The organism is Mesorhizobium sp. M1403 (assembly GCF_040317695.1).
Classification (GTDB): Bacteria; Pseudomonadota; Alphaproteobacteria; order Rhizobiales; family Rhizobiaceae; genus Mesorhizobium.
Window position 1 is genome coordinate 47411 of the sequence record NZ_JAMYKY010000020.1, and the last position, 23502, is coordinate 70912.

The following is a 23502-nucleotide window of genomic DNA, read 5'->3' on the forward strand; positions in this document are numbered from 1 at the left end:
GGGGGCGCCTGCGTAAAGGAACTGGCTTCCGATGTTTCGTGCCCTGGTGGTCGAAGACCAGACACTAATGCGTCTGGCACTGATGAACGAAGTGCAAGCGAGCTTCGAAAAATGCGTCGTCCTGGGTGCTGAGACGCTGACGATCGCCACTGCCGAGCTTCAAAACAATTATTTTGATCTGGTCGTCATCGATCCTGGCTTGCCTGGCTTTGATCCCACCTCACAGGGGGATCGCGTCGCAGTCGTTGACAAGATCATCGAGGCTTCACCCAGTGCAATTCATATTGTCATCACCGGTTCCGATAACCGTTGCGAGGCAGATGGCTTTCGGCAAATTGGCGCTGCCGCCTATCTCGGCAAGACCGGTCTTGCGCCCGGCGTGTTCAGCGATGTGCTGGACGATATTTCCACCAAGGGGTTCTCCTTGCGCCTTTCGCGGGTTGTCATGACCAAACCCGATTACCGATTTTCAGCCCTTACACCGCGCGAGCAGGAGGCCATCGACATGATGGCGCACCGTGCACCCGGCGTGAAACGCACGGAGATCTTTTCTCTCATGGCCGATCGCCTTGCCATTGAGCCCGGCTCGGCCGAGAAATACTACAAGCAGGCTCGCGCCAAGCTCATGCGGCAAGGCCATCGGCTCCCGCGGGGGCTGTGAGCTATGATCGTCCATGGAATCAAGGTTCCTGTCGCACCACAGGATGTTTCGCCGGTTATCTGGCGAGCGCTTCAAAGCCAGAGCTATGAGGCTAAGGAGGCGAAGTGGATCTTCAGGGCGGTCAAGGCGCGCGATCGCGTACTGGAGCTAGGGTCGGGTATCGGCATCATCACCGCACTGATCGCCAAAATCCCCGGCGTTCAGGTATGGGCTTTTGAAGCAAATCCCGCAACGGCGGAGCTAGCGAAACGCGTGATAGCGGCCAACGATCTCGACAACGTCACATATTCCCAGGGTATCCTCACAGCCGGCCCGCCGCGGTCCTTCACCTTCTACGTTCGCCGCGACCTTTGGATGTCTTCCACGGACAAAGACCAAGGACCTTACGAGCGCGAACTTTCGATCGTCTCGGCCGACATTGATCGTTTCATCACCGATCATCGAATAAACGCCCTCGTCATGGACATTGAAGGTGCTGAGAAAGAACTTCTGCAGGATGCCGAGCTGCCCGGGGTCGAGCGCATCTTTCTTGAGCTGCACGACCATCTCTATGGCCTTGACGGCATCCGAAACATCACGCTTGCCCTGGCAGAAAAGGGATTTGCCTACGATCCGCGGGGCTCCCGAGGACCTTGCGTGCTCTTCGCCAAGAACGATGGACCCCGCGAATACGAGGATGTGGAAGATGTTGCGTAATGCTCTCGCCGTTATATTTGCCGTGGCCCTTCCGCTCGCCAGCGCCGCCGAGGGAATCCCGCTCGATCCCAACGAAGTGTCGGTTCAAGATGCCGGCGGCAAGACCATCGGGGTCTTTTCGGTAAAGCAGCTACGGGCAGAGTTTCCGCAGCAGACCTATGACACGCGTACGCCCTGGACGAGCGACAACGAGAAAATCGAATATCGTGGACCGCTGCTTGCAGACGTGCTTGCCGGGGCCGGAATCACCGCCGCGCAGGAGGTCAAAGTTGTCGCCTATGACAACTTCGTTTCCGATATTCGTATGGACGAAATCCGGTCTTATAATCCGATCCTGGCGGTCGAGCGTCGTTGCAACGAGAATGACAAGGCCATCTCACTCTGCCCACCGGGCCAGGATTTCCGCCCGATCAGCATGGTAGAGAAAGGCCCCATCTTCATCGTCTGGCCCTTCGACCAGCTGCCCGCCTCCTACGTTCCCGCAAGAAACTCGATCTGGGTGTTTTTCCCAGTCATCCTGCGCGCCACGCAATGAAGTTCTTCAACGGCCGTTTGCTCACTGTTCTGCCCTATCTCGGTATGGCTGCAGCGCTTGGGCTGAGTGCGTGGACATTCATCCAATCGAACCGCTATCGTCAGGAGACGGATGCCATCCTTAATCAGACTTTCGAGATTCAGTGGCGCGCGGCACAGATTCGCGAGCGCCTTATACGGGTCTATGGGTATCTTCGCATTGCCGACGAGACGGGCAAGCTTGATGCCGACATCGATCGACAAATGGCGCTTGTGAGCGTCAACGTCGCGCAGTTGGAAAACCTGCCCTATCTGAATCGCTTTTTTCCCGACCGTGACGCCGAACTCCTGGGCCGGATTCGCCTGACCCTCGAACAGAAAATTGCACCTCTAGTTTCAGCGCGCAAAAACTACACCCAAGCCATTGCCGACATGGCCAAGCTGGAACAGTCAATTTACGAGATTTCCAGCTCTACTGTTGATCACAGCGCCACCTTGCAGCAGACCGCCAGCATCGACATCGCCGCCACGCGCAACTGGTTCATCTTCGCCATCGCACTTGGCCTGGGTGCTATTTTCTATCTCGTGATCCATCAGCGCTATGCCTCGGCCAGCCGCCGCGATCAGCATATGCGCTCGTTCGCGTCGCTCTTTGCGCATACCACCCGATCGCGTGTTTCAGCCTTGAGACTGTTCCTTGAGCGTGCACAGCCAGACAAGCAGTGGAGCAGCGAAATGCTTGAGGCTGCGCGCAGTGCCGCGACCGAATTGGAATCAATCACCAACAGTGTGCTTCAGATCGCCTATGCGCCACAAGATTCCAGCACCGCGCCGCTCGGCCCATTGCTCGAGGATCTCGCGCAAGATCGCGGCAGTTTGGTGCAAGTCTCGGTCGATTCCAAAGCGCGTTTGCAACTTGTTCCGGCGACGCCGTCGCGGTTGGTGGTCAATGAGTTGATAGAAAACGCTCTGGCCGCCCTATCCGGCGCCAGAAATGCACAAGTTCTCATCTCCGCGACAGTCAAGCGACACCCGTTCCTCCCACGCACTTATCTCGTGCTTGAAGTGGCCGACGAGGGCTCAGGCATGCCGCCCGCGATCGCTGCAAAAGCAACCACGCCGTTCTTTTCAACGCGAGCCGGGAACCACACTGGCCTTGGTCTGACCGCATGTTCCCAGATGGTCTCGACGCTAAACGGAAAGCTCATCATCAACAGCGCTCCCGGTGTCGGCACAACCGTACAGGTCAGAATTCCCCTGGCTTCCGCCGCAGCCACTTTTTGGCAATTGTTCCGCAGGTACGGGCGAACAAAGGAACACTCGTGGGGCGGCTAGGTATCAGCTCTGCTCTATTTTGACGTGAATTGCACGGTCTGCGCGAGCATCGCCAGAGCCTGCTAGGTCATTCCGTAGTCTCCACTAGAAGGATGATGACGCTGGATCAGCTCTCGAATGGGTGTCTACCCCTCCAGCTGATCAGAAACAGGTAGGTCTGCTGTTGGTGGGATCATTTCGGAAAAGAGGAAGGTCGCTGGATCCAGTTTTAACGCCTTGGCGATCGCGGCAATCGTGTCCACGCTGATATTGCCGCTCGCGCGCTCCAGTTTCGTGAATGTCGCCTCCGCCACACCGATGAGTTCGGCCATCTCATAGCGGTGCAAAGTACGTCGTTGTCGCTCAAAATCGATGATGTGCGCCAGCCGCTTGCGGATCGCATTGTCGTCAAACCGATGCGCCCATTCCGGAACTTTCTTACCGCCGGCGAGCAGTCCTGCAAAGGACACTTGCAAGCCGTTTGCCATGATCTGCAGCGTCGTCAATGTGACATTATTTTTCTGACGCACAGTCTGAATGTAGGTTCGATAGGCCAGTTTTTCGCCCTCGGGGGTTCGAAACAGTTCGGCCATGTGCATATGGGATAAGCCGCGTCTGGCTCTCTCCCGCTCGAGCGTCAGGGCAATGTTGGCGCGCAACGGGTTGTTGACCACGCCTCCGTCGTCTCGTTTCATAAATCGATGTAGTCGCACAAAGCCTGCCTTTTTGATCTGTCCTTTTTCGCGCGGATCATCCATAGTAAACTATCAAATCCGCAGCGAGGAAAAGGCTATGACCATACTCAAATTCCTATTGGGGGGTGCCGTCGCCATGGCGGGCGCCGCAGCTCTTCCATCCCAATCAAAAGCGTCGGAATGGGGCTGTCAGGTCCTCCTATGTCTTTCCGGCGACTGGCAAGGCACCCCCTCGTGCCACCCGCCAATTTACAGGTTGATTGCGGCGATGGAAGCCCCGGGTTTTAATTGGCCGACCTGTCCGCAAGCCAACTCCAGCGCGGCGAGATTTGAGAAGTATGAGGATTGTCCGTCTGGCTGGGAAGCAGTTGGCAGCTCCGAATTCGATCGGCCGGGCTTAGGTCAAGAACAAAACATCTGCCGCATCGCGGCCAATAGGCTCTCCTTGCCCGTCGTTTTCAAAAACAACGCCCTCAGCAGGCATCATGGAGACGGATCACGTCAGGTCCAAATCGAAATCGACGGTAAGGTGGTTGCGGCAAAAATCCAGACCGCGGGGAACGATCGAGGGCATTCCGTCGGTAATGGCCCCACCTACGTCACCATCCCTCGACCGATACGCGGAAAGCCCTGGTTCATCGAGTATGATGACGCGAACGGTGTGCGCCAGAAAAGCTGGTTCAATCTCAACATGCCATGAGCCAGGCGATCACGCAGGACGACGTACTATGGGATCGCAATTCAGGGAGGTCTGTAGTGTTCAAAGCGCTTCTCCTGTCCACTGTGATTTTGAACACAGGCGCAGTGTTGACGGCGGCTGGTCAGAGCGACAAGCCGCGATCAAGCGTGGACAATCCTATGTGGCCCGCTTCACTGAAATGGGACTGCAAGACCGCCGCCAAAATCGTGTGTGAGCGTGACGGCAGTTGCACAGTGGCCGAGGACCATACTAGGTTTGTGCTGAACTATGGCAGCAACGAAGCTGAGTTCCCGGCCAGCAATGTCAGGATCAAACGGCACTATCAACAGACCGTGCAGGCAAGCCCTTTGCAGCAGGAAGTTAAAGTCGAACTGGCTGACAATCGCGTTCTTTGGCTGACGGCCGTGGATGCCAGCCGCACTTATTCGGAAGCCTGGGTTGGCGCAATGAGCGAGTTGATGGGCGGCGCGGTACTCATGGAATCCGAGGGCGTCTATTGTATGCCGCACAAGTGAGTGAGCCGAGAGGGAAGGCGAGCGAAAACCGATATGTTCTGACCTCGAGCGCCAGCCACCGGCGTTTCAGAAAAGTCCGGCATAACCGTCTTCCCGGTCTAGTTTCATCAGACGATCAGCCGTCGACTCCTGCGCAGCGGCGTCCTGACCCATCACGGCCAGCGCAGCGAACAGCCCAACAGATTTCCTCATCCAAGTCCCCTCACGCCAAGGACCAAGAACGTTTTGCCTTGCCCGGCGAGAGCTGGGTGAGGATGGTCAGGAGGTCTTGCATGACTAACCTGTCAACAATGAAACGAACATGCCATGGCACGGTGCTCGAGCGCATCGTGGTGGTGGGGCTGGGCGGCCTGCCCCTGACCGCAACGATCGACAATCTGCCGGAAGCGTATCCGGGCGGACAAGTCGCGCGAGGCGGGCGCCTGGGCCTGCTCGGCAATCGCGACACCATGGATGCGCCGTTCAACATAGGCAGCTACACGGCGCAAACGATCGAGGATCAGGGCGCACGCACGGTGGACGACGTGATGATCAATGATCCTTGGTACGGAGCACCCATTCAACCGGCGGGATATTGGATTCCTTCTACATTCGCGGCTTTCCGATCAATGAAGGAAATTTTGGCGAGGTCGCGTTCGACGGTGTGTTCGGGGTCGCGCCGACCTATCGCTTGTTCACCGATTATATCGAGCGATCGAGGTTCTCAAAGGACCGGTGGCGCTCCTTTATGGCATCGCGCCGAACAGCAGTCTCGGGGGGTACGACCAATATCATCCCAAGCGCGCGGGCCGAGGTCGATCTGACACGGTCGAGCCCCCAGGGCGGCGGGCATCTCGATGTGAGCGGGCGTTTCGGCGCCGAGCGGCAGTTCGGGGTCCGATTCAACGGCAGCTATCACGGCGGCGACGCCGATCGACAACCAAAAGCGCGACGTGCCGGTGGTGACAATCTGCGGCGCGGGCCGCACCGGGCAACGGAGCGCCGATCGCCACGATCAAGCCTGGCCGGTCTGCGCCCGCGGTTTGCCGCCAATCGGATGTTAGAGCTCATGCTAATGAGGCGTCAGCACTCCGATTTTCTCAATGGTTTGGAAAAATCAAAAGATAATTCCTTATCTCTATAGATTTTGTCGAATATCGTCTGCCCCGGTTTGGAAATGACCCGATGCGCACGCAGGGTCTGGGAGATTGACGAGTTGGCAAGGCTATCGGTTCTCGGAATATCCGGCGGCGTAAGCACACCATCGCGCACTACCGCGGTGGTCAACGCGCTGGTCAAGGCAGTCGCATTGCGCGTCCCGGCAGACACCGGCCTGATCGAAATCACCGAGGCGGCGCCTTCGATTTTCGCCGGGCTGTCTCGTCGCGCGCTCGGCGCGTCTGGCGAAGCGATCATCCAGCGTGTCGAGAAGTCCGACCTTCTCGTGGTCGGAACGCCTGTCTATCGGGCTTCCTACTCCGGGGCCCTCAAGCACCTGTTTGACCTCGTCGACTATCGTGCGCTGGCTGGCAAGACCGTGCTTCTCGCGGCAACAGGCGGAAGTCCATACCATGGCCTGGTTCTCGAACATCAGCTCCGGCCATTGTTCGGTTTTTTCGGGGCCGTCACCGTCCCGACCGGCGTCTACGGCGCGCCCGACGATTTCGTCGATGCAAAGCTCGTCGGCGCGGCGATTATCGATCGCATCTCACGGGCCGCTGCCGAAGCGGTCTCCTTGCTTAATTCCAGTCATGCAAACGCTGCCGTCGCCACGCGCGTCGGTTGAAGCCAATCAAAAGGGGAAACGAACGAATGACCTCGAATTCCGACAACGTGAAATTCGCCTACTGGGTCCCGAACGTCTCGGGCGGCCTTGTCATCTCCAACATCGAGCAGCGGACAGGCTGGGACATCGACTATAACCGCAAGCTCGCTCAGATCGCCGAGGCCAACGGCTTCGACTACGCGCTGAGCCAGATACGCTTCACGGCCGGCTATGGCGCCGACAACCAGCACGAATCCGTATCGTTCAGCCACGCCTTGCTTGCGGCGACCAGAACGCTGAAAGTCATCGCGGCAATCCTGCCCGGCCCATGGAATCCAGCGCTGGCGGCCAAGCAGATAGCCACCATCAACCACCTGACCAATGGCCGTGTCGCGGTCAATGTCGTGAGCGGCTGGTTCCGCGGTGAGTTCGCCGCCATCGGCGAGCTGTGGCTCGACCATGACGAGCGCTATCGCCGCTCGGAGGAATTCATCCGTGCGCTGCGCGGCATCTGGACCGAGGATAATTTCACGCTAAAGGGCGACTTCTATCGCTTCACCAACTACTCGATGAAGCCGAAGCCGATCGATCCGCAGCCGGAGATCTTCCAAGGCGGCTCATCGCGCGCGGCGCGCGACATGGCTGCGCGGGTTTCCGACTGGTATTTCACCAACGGCAACACGCCGGAAGAGATCAAGAAGCAGGTTGACGACATCAAGACCAAGGCGAAGGCCAATGGCCACAAGGTGAAGATCGGCGTAAACGCCTTTGCCATCGCTCGCGAAACCGAGGCAGAAGCGCGCACCGTGCTCGACGAGATCATCGCCAAGGCCAATCCGGAGGCGGTGCAGGGTTTCGCCGATCAGGTCAAGAATGCCGGCAAGGCCTCGCCGGAAGGCGAAGGCAACTGGGCGAAATCCTCCTTCGAGGATCTTGTCCAATACAATGACGGCTTCCGCAGCAATCTCATCGGCACGCCGGAACAGATTGCCGAACGCATCCTCAAGCTGAAGGATGCCGGCGCGGATCTGATCCTGCTCGGCTTCCTGCATTTCCAGGAAGAGGTCGAGTTCTTCGGCAAGCGCGTCATCCCTCTGGTGCGCGAACTGGAATCGGCGCGCGACAGGGAGCTCGTCGCCGCGGAATAGGACAGGCGCGGCCATCAGGCCGCCGCCCGCACGCCTTCAAAAAAAAATCAGGAACGTTTCATGATTGGTGCTTCGCTGGGAGCCGCCGCATACGAGCGCGCGCCCGAAATTTCCGGCATTCTTGCTGGTGCTGGTTCCGTCGAGGACACGCGCCCGGCGCGCCTGTCGGCAAAGGCTGATGCGATCCTGGCGCTGGGCGGGATCAGCATTTCCTTTGGTGGCGTCACGGCACTGCGGGATGTCGACCTCGAGGTCAAAAGCCGCGAGATTCGCGCTGTGATCGGTCCCAATGGCGCCGGCAAATCCTCGCTGATCAACATCATCAGCGGCCTCTATCACGCCGATCAGGGCAAGATCGCGATCGATGGCCAGTCCTTCTCCCGGGTGTCGGCAAGCCGTCTGGCACGGCTCGGCGTCGCGCGCACCTTCCAGAACCTGGCACTGTTCGGTGGGCTTTCAGTGCGCGACAACATCGCGTCGGGCCGCGTCCACACCCGGCGCGCCAGCTTCGTCGAACATATTGCCGGTCTGCCGCGCGCCCGGCGCGAAGATGCCGCGATCGCTGAAAAGGTCGACCAGACAATCGCCTTCCTGCATCTCGAGGCCGTCGCCGATCGCCTGGTCGCGACGCTGCCCTACGGCCTGCAGAAGCGGGTCGAACTGGCGCGCGCGCTCGTCGCCGAGCCGAAGATCCTGCTGCTCGACGAGCCGATGGCCGGCATGACGGGGACCGAGAAGGCCGAGATGGCCGGTTTCGTGCGCGCAGCGCGCGACCGGCACGACGTCACCATCATCCTGATCGAACACGATATCGGCGTGGTCATGGGGCTCTCCGACCGCGTCGCCGTGCTCGACTACGGCCGCAAGATCGCCGACGGGACACCGGCCGAGGTCAGGGCCAATCCGGCGGTGATCCGGGCCTATATCGGCACCGCCGAAGGCGAAGATGGCGAGGGCATTTGATGAGCTACTATGATTTCCTCTTCCTCATCGAGGTGCTGGTCGGTGGCTTGCTCTCAGGCGTCATGTATTCGCTCGTCGCCATCGGTTTCGTGCTGATCTACAAGACGTCGGGCGTGCTGAACTTCGCGCAAGGGTCGATGGTGCTGTTCGCCGCACTCACCTTTGTCAGCCTTGTCGAACGCGGCATCCCGTTTGCGCTTTCGCTGCTCATTACCCTCGCGGTCATGGTTGCGCTGGGCTTCACCATCGAGCGAACTGTGCTGAGGCCGCTGGTCAATCGCTCGCCGATGACGCTGTTCATGGCCACGCTTGGGCTGTCTTACATCATTGAAGGCGCTGCCCAGTTGGTGTGGGGCACGCAGGTGCACGGGCTCGATCTCGGCATCGACGACACGCCGGTCGAGGTCGGCGGCATCCTGATCTCGTCGTTCGATCTTCTTGCTGCAGGCATTGCCGCGGCGATGGTCGCCGGCTTGAGCGCATTCTTCTATTGGACCCGCATCGGCCTAGCGTTTCGCGCCGTCGCAGACGACCAGTTCGCGGCGCTCGCCGTCGGGCTGCGGCTGCCCCGGATCTGGGGAACGGTGTGGACGGCCGCGGGGTTCGTGGCGCTGGTCGCGGGACTTTTGTGGGGCGCGCGCCTCGGCGTCCAGTTCTCGCTGTCGCTGATCGTGCTGAAGGCGCTGCCGGTGCTGGTGCTTGGCGGCTTCGATTCTATCCTCGGCGCCATCGTCGGCGGCCTCATCATCGGCGCCAGCGAGAAGCTCGCCGAGGTCTACCTCGGACCCTTTGTCGGTGGCGGCATCGAAGGCTGGTTCGCCTATGCGCTGGCGCTGGTCGTCCTGCTGGTGCGCCCCTCCGGCCTGTTTGGCCAGAAGACTGTCGAAAGGGTCTGACCGATGGCCGTCCAAGCGCTCGATGCCGCAAGGCGTCCAATCGACTGGCAGAAGCTAGCTCTGCCGGCCACTATGATTGCCGTCGCCTACGGCCTGATCCCCGCCTATGCGTCGAGCTATCTCGTCGAGGCGATCCTGTTGCCGTTCCTGGCGCTCAGCCTGGCGGCGGTCGGCCTCAACCTTTTGACCGGCTATTGCGGCCAGCTTTCGCTGGGCTCCTCCGCCTTCATGGCGGTCGGCGCTTTCGCCGCCTACAATTTCAACCTTCGGGTCGAAGGACTGCCGCTGGCTGCGACCATGATCCTGGCCGGGATTTCAGCCGCCGGCATCGGCGTCGTGTTCGGATTGCCGAGCCTGCGCCTGCGCGGCTTCTATCTCGCCGTCTCGACGCTCGCCGCCCAGTTCTTCGTGCAGTGGGCGCTGACCAAGTTCGGGTGGTTCTCCAACGACAACCCTTCCGGGGTGATCTCGGCGCCGCACCTTGCCGTTGCGGGCTTCTCGCTCGACAAGGCGACGGGCCGCTACCTGCTCTCGGTGACCACGGTCATCGTGCTCACGGCGCTCGTCTGGCGCCTGGTCAACAGCGCGACCGGCCGCAATTTCATCGCCGTGCGCGACAACGAAACCGCCGCGCGGGTGATCGGCGTCCCTGTGCTGAAGACCAAGCTGCTCGCGTTCGCCATCTCGTCCTTCATCATCGGCGTCGCCGGGGTGCTGTGGGCCTTCACCTATCTGCGCACCGTCGAGCCGGCCGGCTTCAATCTCGACCGCTCGTTCCAGATCCTGTTCATCATCATCATCGGCGGGCTGGCCTCGATACGCGGCGCCTTTCTGGGAGCGGCGTTCATCGTCGTCTTTCCGCTCATCCTGTCGCGGCTTGGCGCCTTCCTGTTTGGCGGACTGTTCGATTCGGGTGTTCTCGACATGAGCCAGCGCATCGTGCTCGGCGCGCTCATCATCATCTTCCTCATCGCGGAACCGAACGGGCTGTCGGCCCTCTTCGACCGCCTGAAACGACGGATCGGCTCAAGGTCCAGCTGAGCGCCGCTCGACATCCTCTCACGGACCACAACCTCAGGAGACGCAATCCATGACCTTCTTCAGTCACCTCAAGAAAGCGGCGATCGCCACGGCCTTAGTCCTCGGCGCGACGGCGGTCCACGCCGACGAGCAGTATTTTCCCCTGCAGAGCTACCGCGTCGGCCCTTATGCCGCCGGCGGCACCGGCTTCTTCGGCGGCTTCATCGACTATCTCAACCTGATCAACATCCGCGACGGCGGCGTCAACGGCGTCAAGCTGACCTGGAGCGAGGGCGAGACGCAGTATGAGGTCGAGAAGGGCGTCGAGGTCTATGAACGATTGAAGAGCAATCCCGGCATCGCCGCCTGGAACCCGCTTTCGGTCGGCATCGCCTATGCCATGATCGACCGCATCACCGATGACAAGGTGCCGCTGATCACCATCAACCACGGCCGCACCGACACCACGGACGGACGCGTGTTCCCTTACGTCTTCCCGCTGCTGCTCAATCCGTACAGCGAGACCTCGGGCATCGTGAACTATATCGCCTCCAAGGAAGGTGGCCTCGACAAGCTCAAGGGCAAGAAGATCGTCGTGCTCTATCACGGCTCGCCCTATGGCAAGGAGACGATTCCGATCTATGAGCTGCTGTCGCAGAAATACGGCTTCGAGCTGTCGCAGATCGAGGTTCCGCATCCAGGCAACGAGCAGCAGGCGCAGTGGCTGACGATCCGTCGCGAGCATCCCGACTATGTGGTGCTGCGCGGCTGGGGCGTGATGAACCCGGTTGCGCTCAAGACCGCGCAGAAGACCGGCTTCCCGGCCGATCACATCGTCGGCAATGTCTGGTCGAATTCGGAAGAGGATGTGATCCCCGCGGGCGATGCCGCCAAGGGCTATACGGCCATCACCACCCAGGCGTCAGGCGAGCAGTATCCGGTGGTCCAGGAGATCGTCAAAACGGTCTACGGCGCCGGCAAAGGCAATCTCGAGGAAAAGAGCCGTATCGGCTCGGTCTACCACAATCTCGGCATCGTCAACGGCATCCTCAATGTCGAGGCGGTCCGCATCGCGCAGGCCAAGTTCGGCAACCGCACGCTCACCGGCGACGAAGTCCGCTGGGGCTTCGAGCATCTCAAGCTCGATCCGGCACGCGTCGAGGCGCTGGGCGCCAAGGACCTGTTCCACTCGATCAACGTCTCCTGGGACAATCACGAAGGTGACGGCTACGTGACCTTCCAGCAGTGGGACGGCAAGAAGTGGAACGTCGTCTCCGACTGGATTGCGCCCGACTGGAAGCTGCTGCGTCCGATCATCGAGAAGTCGTCCGAGGCCTATGCCAAGGAAAAGGGCATCAAGATCCGCACGGCCGAAGACGCCGAAGCAGTGGTCAGCAACTGAAGTCAAACAACTCGCGGCCGGCCCCCGGGCCGGCCGCGATTTCCTGCCTATTGCGGAGTCATCGATGTCCAGCCCGGAAAATCCGATCCTGTCGGTCAGTCGCGTGGAGGCCGTCTACAACGGCGCCATCGCCGCCCTGCACGGTGTCGACCTGTCGGTCGGTAAAGGCGAGATCGTCGCACTGCTCGGCTCCAACGGCGCCGGCAAGACGACGCTGCTACGCGCCGTATCCAATCTCCTCCCGGCCGAGCGCGGCACCGTTACCGCTGGCCGGATCACTTTCGACGGCGAGGATGTCTCCAGGGCAAGCCCCTCTCACCTCGTCCGCAAGGGTCTGGTCCAGGTCCTCGAGGGCCGACACTGCTTCCGCTCGCTGACGGTCGAGGAGAACCTTCTGACCGGCGCGCTCGGGCGTTCGTCCTCCCGCACCGGCGTCAAGGCCGACCTCGACCGCGTCTATGCGCTTTTCCCCAGGCTCGCCGAGAAGCGGCGAACCCGGTCCGGCCTCACCTCCGGCGGCGAGCAGCAGATGACGGCTATCGGCCGGGGCCTGATGTCGCGGCCGAAACTCTTCGTGCTGGACGAGCCGTCGATGGGGCTCGCGCCGCTGATCGTCGATGAGATCTTCAGCGCCTTGAAGCGGCTCAATCGGGACGAAGATCTGTCGATCCTCGTCGCCGAGCAGAATTCGGCAGTGGCGCTGAAATATGCCGACCGCGCCACAGTGCTCGAAAACGGAAAGAGCGTGCTGGAAGGGTCGGCCGCCGACCTGCGCCAGCGCGACGACATCAAGACCTACTATCTCGGCGGCACGCCGCTTCCATCGCAACATTTTCCCCAGGAGACCGCAGCATGACCATCCAATCGAAGCAGCCGTCCGATACTCGCAGCGCCGTCCCTCCGGTCGAGCGTCCGTCGGCCAGAGCGCATGTCATCAAGACCGATGCCGAGGCGATCGCTGTGGCGGAAAAACTGGCCGCAGACTTCGCCAAGGACGCCTCCAGGCGGGACCGCGAGCGCATCTGGCCGAAGGAAGAGCTCGATGCGTTTTCGCAGAGCGGCCTGTGGTCGATCAACGTGCCGAAGGCCTATGGCGGACCGGAACTCTCCTATGTGACGCTGTCGAAGGTGATCACCATCATCTCGGCGGCCGATCCGTCGCTCGGCCAGATTCCGCAGAACCATCTCGGCGTCGTCGCCGCCATCCGCACCGTCTCTGACGAGGCCCAGAAGCAGTTGCTCTTCGCCGAAGTTCTGTCCGGCACGCGGTTCGGCAACGCGTTCTCGGAATTCGGCTCCAAGCGGGCGGCCGATTTTGAGACCAAATTCGTCGACGCTGGCGACCACGTCGTGGTCAATGGCCAGAAATTCTATTCAAGCGGCGCGCTGCTCGCCCATCTGGTGCCGATCGTGGCGCTCGATGACGAGGGCCGGGCCTGGTATGCCATCGCCGATCGCGGCGCGCCCGGACTGACGGTCATCGACGACTGGTCGAGCTTCGGCCAGAAGACGACGCTGTCCGGCACAGTCCTGCTCGACAATGTGAAAGTGCCGAAGACGCATCTCGTCCCCGGCTACAAGGGCTATGACCGGGCGACGGCCGACGGCGCCATCTTCCAGATCATCCAGGCTGCTGTCGATCTCGGCATCGCCAACGCGGCGATCGACGAAACCGTCAGCTTCGTGCGCACCAAGTCGCGCGCGTGGATCGACAGCGGCGTCGATCATGCCTGGCAGGATCCCTACACTATCCAGGCCGTCGGTGACCTTCGCCTGCGGGCCAATGCGGCGCAGGCCGTTCTGGACAAGGCAGGGCTGGCGGTCGACCGCGCCGTGGCCGATCCGAACGATAAGACCGTCGCGGAAGCGCAGATCGCGGTTGCCGAATCCAAGATCCTCACCACCGAGATCGCCATCAACGCCACCAACAAATTGTTCGAACTCGCCGGCACGCGATCCACACTGGCCGAGCACAATCTCGACCGGCACTGGCGCAATGCCCGAACCCACACGCTGCACGATCCGGTGCGCTGGAAATACGCGATCCTCGGCAACTATTACCTGAACGACGTCAATCCGCCGCTCCACGCCTGGAGCTGAGCGAGAACGCCGTAAAGTCACAAAGGACTGTTCATGAGCACTGCCATCCCCGACAGGATCAAGGTCCTGTGGTTTCTCCCGACCCATGGCGACAGCCGCTATCTCGGCACCTCCGAGGGGGGCAGGGCGGTCGACCTGCCCTATCTGACCCAGGTCGCCAAGGCCGCCGACGCCATCGGCTATTACGGCGCGCTGCTGCCGACCGGCCGAAGCTGCGAGGACAGCTGGGTCGTGGCGTCGGCGCTGGCGCCGTTGACGCAGCGGCTCCGCTTCCTCGTTGCGGTGCGGCCGGGCCTGCAATCGCCGACGCTTGCCGCGCGGATGACCTCGACGCTCGACCGCATTTCCGGCGGGCGCCTGCTTATCAACGTGGTCACCGGCGGTGACCCGGTCGAGAACAAGGGCGACGGCATCTTCCTCAGCCATGATGAGCGCTATGAGGTGACGCGGGAGTTTCTCGATATCTACAAGGCCGTGCTCAGCGGCGAGACCATTGCCTTCGAAGGCAAGCACTTCCGCATCGAGGACGGAAGGCTGCTGTTCCCGCCTGTGCAGACCCCGCATCCGCCGCTGTATTTCGGTGGCTCGTCGGAGGCGGCCAATGCGGTCGCCGCCGAGCAGATCGACAAATACCTCACCTGGGGCGAACCGCCGGCTGACGTCGCCGCCAAGGTCGACCATGTGCGCGGCCTTGCCGAGAAGGCCGGACGCCAGGTGAGTTTCGGCATCAGGCTGCATGTCATCGTTCGCGAAACCAATGACGAAGCCTGGGCCGATGCCGACCGCCTGATCAGCCGCCTGGACGACAAGACGATCGCCGAGGCGCAGAAGGTTTTCGCGCGCATGGATTCCGTCGGCCAGTCGCGCATGAGCCGGCTGCATGGCGGCCGTCGCGACAAACTCGAAATCAGTCCGAATCTGTGGGCCGGTGTCGGCCTGGTGCGCGGCGGCGCCGGCACCGCTCTGGTCGGCGATGCGGCGACGGTGGCGGAGCGCATCGACGAATACCGGCGCATCGGCATCGATACCTTCATCCTGTCCGGCTATCCGCATCTGGAGGAAGCCTATCGCTTCGGCGAACTGGTGCTGCCGCTGTTGCCGCTCGATCACGAGATCTCAACGCGGCCGACGGCCGTCAACATGGGCCCCTTCGGCGAAACCGTGGCCGGCGACCATCGCCCGTCGGCGCTGCGCGCGAGCCAGTCTTGAGCGCCAGCGCACCGATCGTAGCGATTGTCGGCGGCGGCTTTTCAGGTGCGGCGACTGCGTTTCATCTGGCGCGACTGCTCCCGGCCGGTGCATCCGATATCGTGGTCGTCGAGCCCCGCGAGGGGCTCGGCTATGGTCTGGCTTATTCCACGGCCGATCCGGCACATCGCATCAATGTGCCGGCGTCGAGAATGACGCTGATCTCCGGGCAGGACAGCCACTTTGCCGACTGGCTGGAGCAGACCAGAGCCATTGTAGACGATGCCGAGGCTATTGCCGCCTACGGAGCACTCTACCCGCAGCGTCGCGTTTTCGGGCGCTATGTGGGATCTCATCTCCGGCCCTTCCTTCTCAGCAAAACGATCCGCCATGTCAGGTCCGCCGTCGCATCGGTCGAGCGCACCGGCGAGGGCTACCGTCTGATCCTCGCTGATGGCGGGACGCTCGCTGCCGACGCCGTGGTGATTGCGACGACGCATCCGCCGCCGGCCTTGCCGATGCCCCTGAAGTCCGTGGCTGGCACAGCCGGGCTGGTGGCCAATCCCTATGATCTCGAGAGGCTGGAAGCGATCGGCCGCGACGACCGTGTCCTGGTCGTGGGCACCGGACTGACGTCGGCGGACGTGATTGCAACGCTCGACCGCAAGGGGCATCGTGGCCACATCGTCGCGCTGTCACGCCACGGCTATCGCTCGCGCGGCCAAGCCGCGATGCTGGCCGATCCAATTGGCGATTTCACGACCCTTCCTTCACGCAGCGCAACGGCACTATTCAGGCGCATCCGGGTAACGATCCTTGATGCCAAGCGTCGGGGCGAAGACTGGCATCCGGTGCTCGATGCCGTCCGACGTCAGGGACAAACCATCTGGCAGGCCTTGCCGCTGGCCGAGCAGCGACGTGTGGCACGCCATCTTCGTGCGCTCTGGGACGTGCATCGCTTCCGCCTCGCGCCGCAAGTTGCGGACGTGCTCGATCGATGCGTCGCCGAGGGCAAGCTTGCCTATCGCGCCGCAACGATTGTCGGCGCCGAACAGGTCGACGGACGCATTTGCGTCAGGCAGCGGCTGCGTGGCCAACGCAGCCTCGTTGTCGAGGCTTTCGACAGTGTGGTCGTGACGACCGGACCGGCGCACGCCGATATCTTGCGGACCAACACGGCGATTGCGGCGCTCGAGCGGATGGGATTGGTCCGGCTCGACCCGATTGGTCTTGGTTTGGAGACCGACAGCCAAGGCCGTGCCGTCGGCACATCCGGGCGCCCGACCGACAGCGTTTTCGTCAGCGGGCCATTGGCGCGAGGCAGCGTCGGCGAACTGATGGGAATTCCCGAAGTCACCGCACATGCCGAGCGCATCGCCGCCGAAATTCACCAATGGTTGGGATACCAAACGGCGTTGCGTCGCAAGGCTTCGTGAAGCTGTGATTAGCATGAGTCTATTCAGATGACACTGACGGAACGCATCGCCAGGATTGAAAGCGCCTTCGAGGTTTATGAAAGCGCCATTGGTCGCAGTGCCGCTCCTGGCGCTTTTCGCGTTTGTCGCCGACGCCGCCGAAGTCGCCCAAGTTCAGGTGGAGAGACTGCGCGTTTGAGCGGAGTACGGTCTTCGGAGTTGGCTTCTCTGAGAGCACCGAACTAGTCTAGGCGACGAGCTTGGCTGCGTGTGCCTTCAACTACTGTTGGCTTCTAACAACTCCAATCTGATCTCAGGGGGTGACGCCTCTGAAAATTTGTCGATAACTGTGAGTTCGGATTTTGACGAGATCTTCACCATAAAGCGATGAGCTGCAATTTCTAGCGACGGCCGCGCTAGGGGCGGGCCTCCAGCACCATGTTGAACGGCGTCTCCGTGGCGCGACGGAATCGCTTGAAGCCGCCGCCGGTCACCACCTTGCGTAGCCTCGCCTCGCCGGCCTGGGCGCCAAGCCCGAGCCGGACTTCCTGCGACAGGGATGCGGGCGTGCACACGAACGTGGAAGCGGCATAGTAAACGCGTCCGACGGGATTGAGGTTCGCCGTTAGATGATCATGCGCGAACGGCTCGACGATCATCCACGTGCCATCCGGCTTGAGCGACCCGTGGACATGGGTGGCGGCGCCCGCCGGGTCGCCCATGTCGTGAAGGCAATCGAAAAAAGCGACGAGGTCATAGGTGCCGGGATAGGTCTTGGCGGCCGCGACCTCGAAGCGCGTGTTGGCGCCGACGCCGGCTTCCTCGGCGGCCTTGCGGGCGCGCTCGATCGAAGGGGCGTGATAATCGAAGCCGACGAAGCGCGAATTGGGGAAAGCACGTGCCATGAGCACCGTCGATGCGCCATGACCGCATCCGACATCCGCGACCTCCACGCCGCGTTCGAGCTTCTCGACTACGCCCTCCAGGGCCGGCAGCCAGGAGTCGATCAGATTGGCATTATAGCCTGGACGGAAGAACCGCTCCGTGCCGCGAAACAGACACGCGCTATGATCGTGCCATGCAACGCCCTTGCCGGACTGGAACGCTTGCCTCACCTTTTCTTCATCGAGCCACAGCGCGGATAGGAACTCGAATGCGCCAGCCATGAAGGCCGGGCTATTTTCATCGGCGAACACCAGCTCCTGCTCGGCGTTGAGATAGAACTGGTCGTTGGCTTCATCGTAGTCGACGTAGCCCGCCGCCGCCTGCCCGGAAAGCCATTCCCTTACAAGGCGCTCCTGGGTACCGGTGCGTGTCGAAAGTTCGGCGGCCGTCATCTTGCCGCCTTCGCGCAATGCCTTGAACAGGCCGAGTCTGTCGCCCAGCAAGACTCCCGCGCCCGTAGCGATCGCACCGAGATCGCCGACCATTTTCCCCAAGAATGCGTCCAACTTTTCCTGACTCGCTTCAGACATCGGAATCTCCCTTTGGGCTCGATCTCTCCCAGTAAAAGCCTCACAAGGGAGAGAATGGCGAAATTGGAGCCCGGGCCCATCCTTTGGCGTCCACGCCCGGGCCGACCACCATAATGGCGGGTTCGGCCGAAAGCAGCTTCTTCGCCGCTGCCTCGACTTGGTCGATCGATGAGGGCGGCGCGGCACTGGTGTAGCCGATGCCAAGACCCGACAAGCGTGGCTGCAATCGAACTGGAGGAATCCAGATTGTTGGTAGCATAGGTGCCGATCAGATATTTCTTGCTCGCTTTTAGCTCGGCCTCTGTCGGCCCTGTTTCCGCCAACTCCCTGATCACGTGGCGTATCAGCCCGAGCGTCTCGGCCGCCCTGTCGGCGCGCGTCGCCGTGGTCACGACAAGCGCATTGGAATGCTGGTGGTCTTTCAGGCTGGAATGGATACCGTAAACAAGGCCGCGCTTTTCGCGCACTTCCTGGAACAGACGCGAGGTAAATGGCAAGCCTCTGAGTATTTTGCTTATCAGCTGTGCGGCTTAGAATTCCGGGTCGCTGCGTCCGATGCCGGGAAAAACCAGCTGCAGCGAAGTCTGCGGCGGGTCGTAGGCGACCAATTACGCCGGCCGAGCTCGGGGCGACATCGGCCACCGGGGCGATCGCCTGCTTCTGAGGCAAATCGCCGACCACCTCGTGGAGCCTTTCACTCAGGCCTTTGGCATCAATGTCGCCGACGACCGCGACGTGCAGCCCGTCACGGGCGAAAGCGGCCTTGTGGAGGGCGCCTAGATCGGCCGGCGTTGTGCCGGCGAGGCTCTCCTTGGTGCCCCTCGTCCGGCCTCGAATAAGGATGCGTGCCGTAGATTCTGCGCCGCCATGCAAGCTCGGCGATCGCGTGGGGGTCGCGCTCATTGGCGATGATGCTGGCGAGAATGTTGGCGCGGATGCGGTGGACCGGCTCCTGGTCGAAGCGGGGGCTGTTAGCCGCGAGCCTGAGCAGATCGAAGGCGGCGTCCTTCCGTTCGGACAGCATGCGCATCTAGCCATAAATGCCGTCGCGCTGCGCGTCGAAGCTCATCTCGGCCCCGGCATGGTCAACCGTCACCTGGAAGGGATCGCTGTCGAGATCGCCGGCGCCCTCGTCGAACAGGCCGGTCATCATATTGGCCAGTCCCTCCTTGTCAGCCGAGTCGTGCGTGGTGCCGCCGTCGAAGACGAAGCGGATGGCTCCGGCTGTGGTGACGGGACGGACGATAAGCAAGGTTCGGGGCGAAGTGATTTGTTCCGCGGCGGCGGTATGTTTTGGTGAGGTGATCATGCGACGTCTTCTTTGGTCGGTCACGTGTTTGCGGATGATCGTGCATGTACCGTGCCAAATGAGAAAACCATTTATACGCAGTCTGGTAGATCTGACTCTGCTACGTTGCGTATCCGACATTGTCGGAAATTGGACAGCGCCGAACGCGAAGCGGCTCGGGGCTTGTGACGATGCTTGCGCGTGCTGCTGCGGAGGGGGATATGAATGCGCCTCGAACTGGCGCGAGGCCTTCGAGGATGCGCATATTATGGAACTCGGCGGCGGTTTTCTATCTGTTGCTTTTTTCTCTCCTGTCGCAGCTTACGAAGTTGTGGATTCTTTCAGTAAGGCACATCGCGATGTTGTTGGGGGGCGTCTACCGCATCGATTAGGACTGAGCATGAGGGAAGGCGGATAGCCGAAGCGTGACAGTGCGATGACCCGAAGCCCTCGCCAACAGGGCGGCGTAGGAGCACCAGCATAGCGCCGCCGTCAGGCGCGATGCGGACCGACAGCTTCCGGCGAAGGGCGCTGATTGATATCGAAATTGAATCGGGTCATTTTATCAGCTGTCATAATCCAAATCGAATTTCTCACGATTTTTCAGCGCGCACCGGGCATCTTGGACTTGTTTTCATCAGCCATCCAGGACTGCTGGATTGCCGCAGCAATGGTCACAACCTGCTAGGCGTCTGCAAACCGCGCATCTTTGGTTGGATGCCGAATTCCGTGTACGACGTTGCCGGATCGACACCAGCCATGGCCGCGACCCAGAGTTGCCACGTCGGAATGGGTAAGCACCTTGCCGTCGCCGGACTTGATAGTTTCGACGACATTGCCCGGCGAATAGTCATTGACCGACCCTTGTCCGTGGTGCCCAGTACGAGAAGACCAGGTATTGCCCTGTTGGGCAAACCACAGCTCGTTGGCGTCGATACCCGTCCGTGTCTGATCCGCCCTTTATGCGTTCCGTCTTCGAGTGCCTGTTTTGTGGGGTCTCCGGCCCTCGTTTGTCGACGACGAGAGTTCTATGTACCGACCTATCGAGCGAAGATAGGCAACGATCTCCGGTAGCAGGTGATCACGATCGCCAAACTCTTCCACGATTCGTTTTACCTTGCGCCAGGGTACCTTCCCGTCAACATCGCCCAGTGAGTAGCCTAAGTGACCGATCGCGCAGATATCACAGCCAGCCTCGATCACCTTGTCGACGAAGGCGGGAATCTCGCTCGCTTTCATTAGCCGCATGTTGCTGGTCATCGCAGATATCTCCGTTGGTGGTCGGCATGGAAATTGCGCCGACGCCCATTGTGCTCGAACCTGCACGCACTTCGCTACCTGTGCACTTGCACAGGTTGTAGGGTCTCAGGCCTGCCGAAGGCGCCGGCGTTCCTGCGCATTTGTTGATTGTTGGCACCCCGGGCACTCCAAACCTGATCTACACGACCTAGCGCGATTTGGAGCCAACCGGCCTGGGACCTGGCGGCCGCCTCTGGCTCTACGCCGCAGAATCGGGGCCGGTTCCGCGCGTCTGCATCGAATGACGGAGGTCAAGGGTGGTCTCGGAACGGGGTGCTCGGCATTTATGACCCGACCGAGCGCCAGCGAGTGATCGTCGGCGGGCTCGACGGCGGCATCATGTCAGGGGACTTTCGCCTCCAGGCGCGCGAGGAATGCCGAAACCTCGGCGTCGAAGTCGACCGGTTCAGTCACCGTGGGGGGGAAATCCTGGCTACTCCCCCGATTATTTCCGATTTAATTCAAATTTGTCTGTAGATATTGGCGATTGCGCGACCTTCACCTCCTAGACGGCAATGCGGGCGGGTAGAGAGGGTCCTATGACAAGCGATTTTTCCGCCGCCCGAGTGCATTTAGATCGAGCGTATGACTACCTATGTGGCGATGACCCGATGAGTCGAAGGGGACGCGAAGCCTTGGACCTGCTAATTGAGGCGGTTGCCGTCGAAGAGTTCAAGCAGCCACGCCAAAACGCGGAGGTGCTAAGGTTTCCGATCGGGCGCCGCTTCTGAGGCAATCTCCACGGCCGCCATGTAGCCTCAGGTGAGGCGCTCACCGGACAGTCGCGCCGCCACTATGAACCATGGTGAGCAAATCCTCCCAGAACGCCAAGAAGCCCGCCCCGCATGAGCCGAGGCGGGCAAGAAAATGGGGCCAAGCGCGCGTCCATGAAACAGCGCCGCAGGTAAAATTCAGCAGAATGTCCATCCTGGCGCCTTCAGCGGCGATGCGCAGCCAGTTCTTGGCCCGGTAGGGCACGTTGTCGCGCGCGTATGGCCGGGAGGAACCATCAGGAGCGACATAGGCGCGATAAAAGCCGAAGTCGCCTGTGTGGCGCGGCCACATCCAATTGTCCGTTTCGCCGCCGAAGGTTACCGATGCCGAGCGCGGGCGCATAGACAAGGCGCACGTCCTCGATTTCGAGCTTCTGCTGGAGATAGTAGGAGGCGCGCCATAATAGGCCCCTACGTCGCAGCGGCGATTGGGCTGTCCTTCACATGCGGCGATCAGGGCCTTGCGGTTCGTGGCGAGCCGCTCATAGCGGGCAAACCCATTCAGCTTGTCCGAGACGCCCTTGAGTATTTCGGCGGTCACATCCCGCATGTCCTCGATCACATGGATTCGGCTGCCTGGCGCCGCGGGCAATTCTTCACCCAGGGCTCTTCGCCAGAAAGCCGTCTGTGAGATAGTCCTGGCCCTCTTTGCTGTGGTATTGGATGGATTCTAACACGCAATGATGATTGGTTGCGACCAGCCCTTGTGGACTGACGAACGAGGCGGAGCATCGCCCAGTGATACGATCGCGTTGAGCGGGTCAGCGTCCAGACGGCCGCATGGCCGCGCCCACTTCCGCAGTCTGGCCCGGCATCCACATACCTTCGTTCGCCGACGTAGCCGTGACCGTCCAGAGCAAGGCGATGGCAGTTGCTTTGGCCAAACATTTCAAATTCGAGTTCATGCTGACTGTCGCTCTCATCTTGCCTCCTGTTCTCCGCAGATTGGATTGGTGACTATCGGGATGGCCGGAGTCCTGGCGCCCGCGCGGCGGCCAACACCGTAAACACCGAGTGGACCCGTTAACCGCAAGAGTCCTGATGGCGTTCACCTCTCATATTTGTCGCGCGCAACGTTTGCGGATCATCCGCTGCACCAATCGTGCCAAATGAATAAAGCCTTCAGTTACAAATGGTGAGCCGCCCCATCCATGTCCGATCTCCGACGTCTTTCACGTAAAAGGCTCGGTGCTTCCACGCTCGTTTGCTCTTCGCCCGTCCCTCTTCCGTCTTGACTAGCAGGAGCCTACGGCCTATCTCACTGCCGCGTTAGCACTCGCTTCTGGTGAGTGCTAACCACGCTCCGGCAACGGAGAACCGTTCAACATCCGCACCAGGGAAATCCAAAAATGGCAAAGTCGAATTTCCGGCCGCTGCATGACCGCGTGGTCGTTCGTCGGGTCGAATCCGAATCCAAGACCGCGGGCGGGATCATCATCCCCGATACGGCTAAGGAAAAGCCGCAGGAAGGCGAGATCATCGCCATCGGTTCCGGCGCCCGTGACGAGGTCGGCAAGCTCGTCCCGCTGGACGTCAAGGCCGGCGACCGCATCCTGTTCGGCAAGTGGTCGGGCACCGAAGTCAAGCTCAATGGCGAAGACCTTCTGATCATGAAGGAAGCGGACATCATGGGCGTCATCGGCTGACACGCCGCCGCCTTTCATCCGCACCATCCAATCTGAATTTCGGGCGAAATG

Annotated in this window: 28 protein-coding genes and 1 pseudogene; 20 read left to right on the forward strand and 9 right to left on the reverse strand. The window is 61.1% G+C overall.

The genetic code is table 11. The features are described from left to right. The first annotated feature begins 31 nt into the window (after positions 1–31). The 4 genes from NKH01_RS25835 to NKH01_RS25850 are packed head-to-tail and all read left to right on the forward strand — an operon-like array spanning position 32 to position 3205. The gene (locus NKH01_RS25835) at positions 32–661 is read left to right on the forward strand and encodes a response regulator (RefSeq protein WP_352453447.1); all 630 of its coding nucleotides are present in this window, start codon (positions 32–34) and stop codon (positions 659–661) included. Positions 662–664: 3 nt separating this feature from the next. Then, positions 665–1357 carry an FkbM family methyltransferase gene (locus NKH01_RS25840; protein ID WP_353023052.1) on the forward strand — a complete coding sequence of 231 codons (693 nt, stop codon included), beginning with the start codon at positions 665–667 and terminating at the stop codon, positions 1355–1357. After that, positions 1347–1892, forward strand: a complete 546-nt coding sequence (locus NKH01_RS25845) for a putative pterin-binding protein (RefSeq protein ID WP_353023054.1) — start codon at positions 1347–1349, stop codon at positions 1890–1892. The genes NKH01_RS25840 and NKH01_RS25845 overlap by 11 nt, the downstream gene beginning before the upstream one ends. Continuing rightward, positions 1889–3205: a sensor histidine kinase gene (locus tag NKH01_RS25850; RefSeq protein WP_353023056.1), complete on the forward strand. Its 1317-nt coding sequence runs from the start codon at positions 1889–1891 to the stop codon at positions 3203–3205. Before NKH01_RS25845 ends, NKH01_RS25850 begins: the two co-directional genes overlap by 4 nt. A 125-nt stretch (positions 3206–3330) precedes the next feature. On the opposite strand, the gene NKH01_RS25855 is transcribed toward NKH01_RS25850, so the two are convergent. Beyond that, a complete protein-coding gene (locus tag NKH01_RS25855) occupies positions 3331–3942 on the reverse strand; it encodes a helix-turn-helix domain-containing protein (protein ID WP_353023058.1) in 612 nt (203 codons plus the stop codon). Between the two features lie 34 nt (positions 3943–3976). On the opposite strand from NKH01_RS25855, the gene NKH01_RS25860 reads away from it, so the two are divergent. Then, entirely contained in the window at positions 3977–4579 is a 603-nt protein-coding gene (locus NKH01_RS25860) for a hypothetical protein (protein ID WP_353023060.1), read from the forward strand. Positions 4580–4635: 56 nt separating this feature from the next. Beyond that, on the forward strand, positions 4636–5094 hold the full coding sequence (locus NKH01_RS25865) for a hypothetical protein (protein ID WP_353023062.1): 459 nt from the start codon (positions 4636–4638) through the stop codon (positions 5092–5094). 66 nt (positions 5095–5160) lie between these two features. Here NKH01_RS25865 and NKH01_RS25870 read toward each other — a convergent pair whose 3' ends face one another. Further along, the gene (locus tag NKH01_RS25870; protein WP_023722890.1) at positions 5161–5286 is read right to left on the reverse strand and encodes a hypothetical protein; all 126 of its coding nucleotides are present in this window, start codon (positions 5284–5286) and stop codon (positions 5161–5163) included. 62 nt (positions 5287–5348) lie between these two features. Here NKH01_RS25870 and NKH01_RS25875 point away from each other — a divergent pair. From NKH01_RS25875 to NKH01_RS25925, 11 genes and pseudogenes are all read left to right on the forward strand, one after another. Then, positions 5349–6035: pseudogene (locus NKH01_RS25875) on the forward strand (TonB-dependent receptor plug domain-containing protein); the annotation flags it as partial. A gap of 254 nt (positions 6036–6289) precedes the next feature. Then, positions 6290–6859, forward strand: a complete 570-nt coding sequence (locus tag NKH01_RS25880; RefSeq protein ID WP_353023064.1) for an NAD(P)H-dependent oxidoreductase — start codon at positions 6290–6292, stop codon at positions 6857–6859. 26 nt (positions 6860–6885) lie between these two features. Continuing rightward, complete coding sequence (gene sfnG, locus NKH01_RS25885; RefSeq protein WP_353023066.1) at positions 6886–7986, forward strand: dimethylsulfone monooxygenase SfnG; 1101 nt, start codon at positions 6886–6888, stop codon at positions 7984–7986. 60 nt (positions 7987–8046) lie between these two features. Further along, positions 8047–8949, forward strand: a complete 903-nt coding sequence (locus NKH01_RS25890; RefSeq protein WP_353023068.1) for an ABC transporter ATP-binding protein — start codon at positions 8047–8049, stop codon at positions 8947–8949. Next, a complete protein-coding gene (locus NKH01_RS25895) occupies positions 8949–9845 on the forward strand; it encodes a branched-chain amino acid ABC transporter permease (protein WP_353023069.1) in 897 nt (298 codons plus the stop codon). Before NKH01_RS25890 ends, NKH01_RS25895 begins: the two co-directional genes overlap by 1 nt. A gap of 3 nt (positions 9846–9848) precedes the next feature. Then, positions 9849–10886 (forward strand): branched-chain amino acid ABC transporter permease, encoded by a 1038-nt coding sequence (locus tag NKH01_RS25900; RefSeq protein ID WP_353023071.1) that lies wholly within the window; start codon positions 9849–9851, stop codon positions 10884–10886. A 49-nt stretch (positions 10887–10935) separates the two neighbouring features. Further along, complete coding sequence (locus tag NKH01_RS25905; protein ID WP_353023073.1) at positions 10936–12267, forward strand: ABC transporter substrate-binding protein; 1332 nt, start codon at positions 10936–10938, stop codon at positions 12265–12267. 64 nt (positions 12268–12331) lie between these two features. Next, positions 12332–13123, forward strand: coding sequence for an ABC transporter ATP-binding protein (locus NKH01_RS25910; RefSeq protein ID WP_352830561.1), 792 nt, complete (start codon positions 12332–12334; stop codon positions 13121–13123). Next, entirely contained in the window at positions 13120–14367 is a 1248-nt protein-coding gene (locus tag NKH01_RS25915) for an SfnB family sulfur acquisition oxidoreductase (protein WP_352457045.1), read from the forward strand. Before NKH01_RS25910 ends, NKH01_RS25915 begins: the two co-directional genes overlap by 4 nt. A gap of 33 nt (positions 14368–14400) precedes the next feature. Then, positions 14401–15576 carry an FMNH2-dependent alkanesulfonate monooxygenase gene (ssuD, locus tag NKH01_RS25920; RefSeq protein ID WP_353023075.1) on the forward strand — a complete coding sequence of 392 codons (1176 nt, stop codon included), beginning with the start codon at positions 14401–14403 and terminating at the stop codon, positions 15574–15576. Then, complete coding sequence (locus NKH01_RS25925; RefSeq protein ID WP_353023077.1) at positions 15573–16991, forward strand: FAD/NAD(P)-binding protein; 1419 nt, start codon at positions 15573–15575, stop codon at positions 16989–16991. The genes ssuD and NKH01_RS25925 overlap by 4 nt, the downstream gene beginning before the upstream one ends. 395 nt (positions 16992–17386) lie before the next feature. Here NKH01_RS25925 and NKH01_RS25930 read toward each other — a convergent pair whose 3' ends face one another. From NKH01_RS25930 to NKH01_RS25950, 5 genes are all read right to left on the reverse strand, one after another. Then, complete coding sequence (locus tag NKH01_RS25930; RefSeq protein WP_353023114.1) at positions 17387–18400, reverse strand: class I SAM-dependent methyltransferase; 1014 nt, start codon at positions 18398–18400, stop codon at positions 17387–17389. Then, positions 18304–18912: an insulinase family protein gene (locus tag NKH01_RS25935; RefSeq protein ID WP_353023116.1), complete on the reverse strand. Its 609-nt coding sequence runs from the start codon at positions 18910–18912 to the stop codon at positions 18304–18306. Before NKH01_RS25935 ends, NKH01_RS25930 begins: the two co-directional genes overlap by 97 nt. A gap of 278 nt (positions 18913–19190) precedes the next feature. After that, a complete protein-coding gene (locus NKH01_RS25940) occupies positions 19191–19469 on the reverse strand; it encodes a hypothetical protein (RefSeq protein WP_353023079.1) in 279 nt (92 codons plus the stop codon). Positions 19470–19475: 6 nt separating this feature from the next. Further along, complete coding sequence (locus NKH01_RS25945; RefSeq protein WP_353023081.1) at positions 19476–19754, reverse strand: hypothetical protein; 279 nt, start codon at positions 19752–19754, stop codon at positions 19476–19478. 939 nt (positions 19755–20693) lie between these two features. Further along, a complete protein-coding gene (locus tag NKH01_RS25950; protein WP_352784930.1) occupies positions 20694–20993 on the reverse strand; it encodes a Y4lK-related protein in 300 nt (99 codons plus the stop codon). Positions 20994–21305: 312 nt separating this feature from the next. On the opposite strand from NKH01_RS25950, the gene NKH01_RS25955 reads away from it, so the two are divergent. Together NKH01_RS25955 and NKH01_RS25960 are read left to right on the forward strand one after the other, a co-directional pair. Beyond that, entirely contained in the window at positions 21306–21509 is a 204-nt protein-coding gene (locus NKH01_RS25955) for a hypothetical protein (protein WP_353023083.1), read from the forward strand. Positions 21510–21571: 62 nt separating this feature from the next. Next, positions 21572–21763, forward strand: coding sequence for a hypothetical protein (locus NKH01_RS25960; protein WP_352594214.1), 192 nt, complete (start codon positions 21572–21574; stop codon positions 21761–21763). A 40-nt stretch (positions 21764–21803) separates the two neighbouring features. On the opposite strand, the gene NKH01_RS25965 is transcribed toward NKH01_RS25960, so the two are convergent. Both NKH01_RS25965 and NKH01_RS25970 read right to left on the reverse strand, forming a co-directional pair. After that, the gene (locus NKH01_RS25965; RefSeq protein ID WP_353023085.1) at positions 21804–22367 is read right to left on the reverse strand and encodes a S46 family peptidase; all 564 of its coding nucleotides are present in this window, start codon (positions 22365–22367) and stop codon (positions 21804–21806) included. Between the two features lie 34 nt (positions 22368–22401). Continuing rightward, on the reverse strand, positions 22402–22548 hold the full coding sequence (locus NKH01_RS25970) for a S46 family peptidase (protein WP_353023118.1): 147 nt from the start codon (positions 22546–22548) through the stop codon (positions 22402–22404). A 606-nt stretch (positions 22549–23154) separates the two neighbouring features. Between NKH01_RS25970 and groES the strand changes: the two genes are divergently transcribed. Then, positions 23155–23451 (forward strand): co-chaperone GroES, encoded by a 297-nt coding sequence (groES, locus tag NKH01_RS25975; RefSeq protein WP_353023087.1) that lies wholly within the window; start codon positions 23155–23157, stop codon positions 23449–23451. The last annotated feature ends 51 nt before the right edge of the window (positions 23452–23502 follow it).

Excerpts from the sequence above, each read along its gene's own strand:
- sfnG (WP_353023066.1), top strand. The coding sequence starts at position 6,886 with ATGACCTCGAATTCCGACAACGTGAAATTCGCCTACTGGGTCCCGAAC.
- NKH01_RS25910 (WP_352830561.1), top strand. The coding sequence starts at position 12,332 with ATGTCCAGCCCGGAAAATCCGATCCTGTCGGTCAGTCGCGTGGAGGCC.
- NKH01_RS25905 (WP_353023073.1), top strand. The coding sequence starts at position 10,936 with ATGACCTTCTTCAGTCACCTCAAGAAAGCGGCGATCGCCACGGCCTTA.
- NKH01_RS25900 (WP_353023071.1), top strand. The coding sequence starts at position 9,849 with ATGGCCGTCCAAGCGCTCGATGCCGCAAGGCGTCCAATCGACTGGCAG.
- NKH01_RS25950 (WP_352784930.1), bottom strand. The coding sequence starts at position 20,993 with ATGACCAGCAACATGCGGCTAATGAAAGCGAGCGAGATTCCCGCCTTC.
- NKH01_RS25895 (WP_353023069.1), top strand. The coding sequence starts at position 8,949 with ATGAGCTACTATGATTTCCTCTTCCTCATCGAGGTGCTGGTCGGTGGC.
- ssuD (WP_353023075.1), top strand. The coding sequence starts at position 14,401 with ATGAGCACTGCCATCCCCGACAGGATCAAGGTCCTGTGGTTTCTCCCG.
- groES (WP_353023087.1), top strand. The coding sequence starts at position 23,155 with ATGGCAAAGTCGAATTTCCGGCCGCTGCATGACCGCGTGGTCGTTCGT.
- NKH01_RS25870 (WP_023722890.1), bottom strand. The coding sequence starts at position 5,286 with ATGAGGAAATCTGTTGGGCTGTTCGCTGCGCTGGCCGTGATGGGTCAG.
- NKH01_RS25850 (WP_353023056.1), top strand. The coding sequence starts at position 1,889 with ATGAAGTTCTTCAACGGCCGTTTGCTCACTGTTCTGCCCTATCTCGGT.
- NKH01_RS25855 (WP_353023058.1), bottom strand. The coding sequence starts at position 3,942 with ATGGATGATCCGCGCGAAAAAGGACAGATCAAAAAGGCAGGCTTTGTG.
- NKH01_RS25835 (WP_352453447.1), top strand. The coding sequence starts at position 32 with ATGTTTCGTGCCCTGGTGGTCGAAGACCAGACACTAATGCGTCTGGCA.
- NKH01_RS25845 (WP_353023054.1), top strand. The coding sequence starts at position 1,347 with ATGTTGCGTAATGCTCTCGCCGTTATATTTGCCGTGGCCCTTCCGCTC.
- NKH01_RS25945 (WP_353023081.1), bottom strand. The coding sequence starts at position 19,754 with ATGATCACCTCACCAAAACATACCGCCGCCGCGGAACAAATCACTTCG.
- NKH01_RS25940 (WP_353023079.1), bottom strand. The coding sequence starts at position 19,469 with ATGCTGTCCGAACGGAAGGACGCCGCCTTCGATCTGCTCAGGCTCGCG.
- NKH01_RS25915 (WP_352457045.1), top strand. The coding sequence starts at position 13,120 with ATGACCATCCAATCGAAGCAGCCGTCCGATACTCGCAGCGCCGTCCCT.
- NKH01_RS25860 (WP_353023060.1), top strand. The coding sequence starts at position 3,977 with ATGACCATACTCAAATTCCTATTGGGGGGTGCCGTCGCCATGGCGGGC.
- NKH01_RS25930 (WP_353023114.1), bottom strand. The coding sequence starts at position 18,400 with ATGGTCGGCGATCTCGGTGCGATCGCTACGGGCGCGGGAGTCTTGCTG.
- NKH01_RS25840 (WP_353023052.1), top strand. The coding sequence starts at position 665 with ATGATCGTCCATGGAATCAAGGTTCCTGTCGCACCACAGGATGTTTCG.
- NKH01_RS25890 (WP_353023068.1), top strand. The coding sequence starts at position 8,047 with ATGATTGGTGCTTCGCTGGGAGCCGCCGCATACGAGCGCGCGCCCGAA.
- NKH01_RS25960 (WP_352594214.1), top strand. The coding sequence starts at position 21,572 with ATGACAAGCGATTTTTCCGCCGCCCGAGTGCATTTAGATCGAGCGTAT.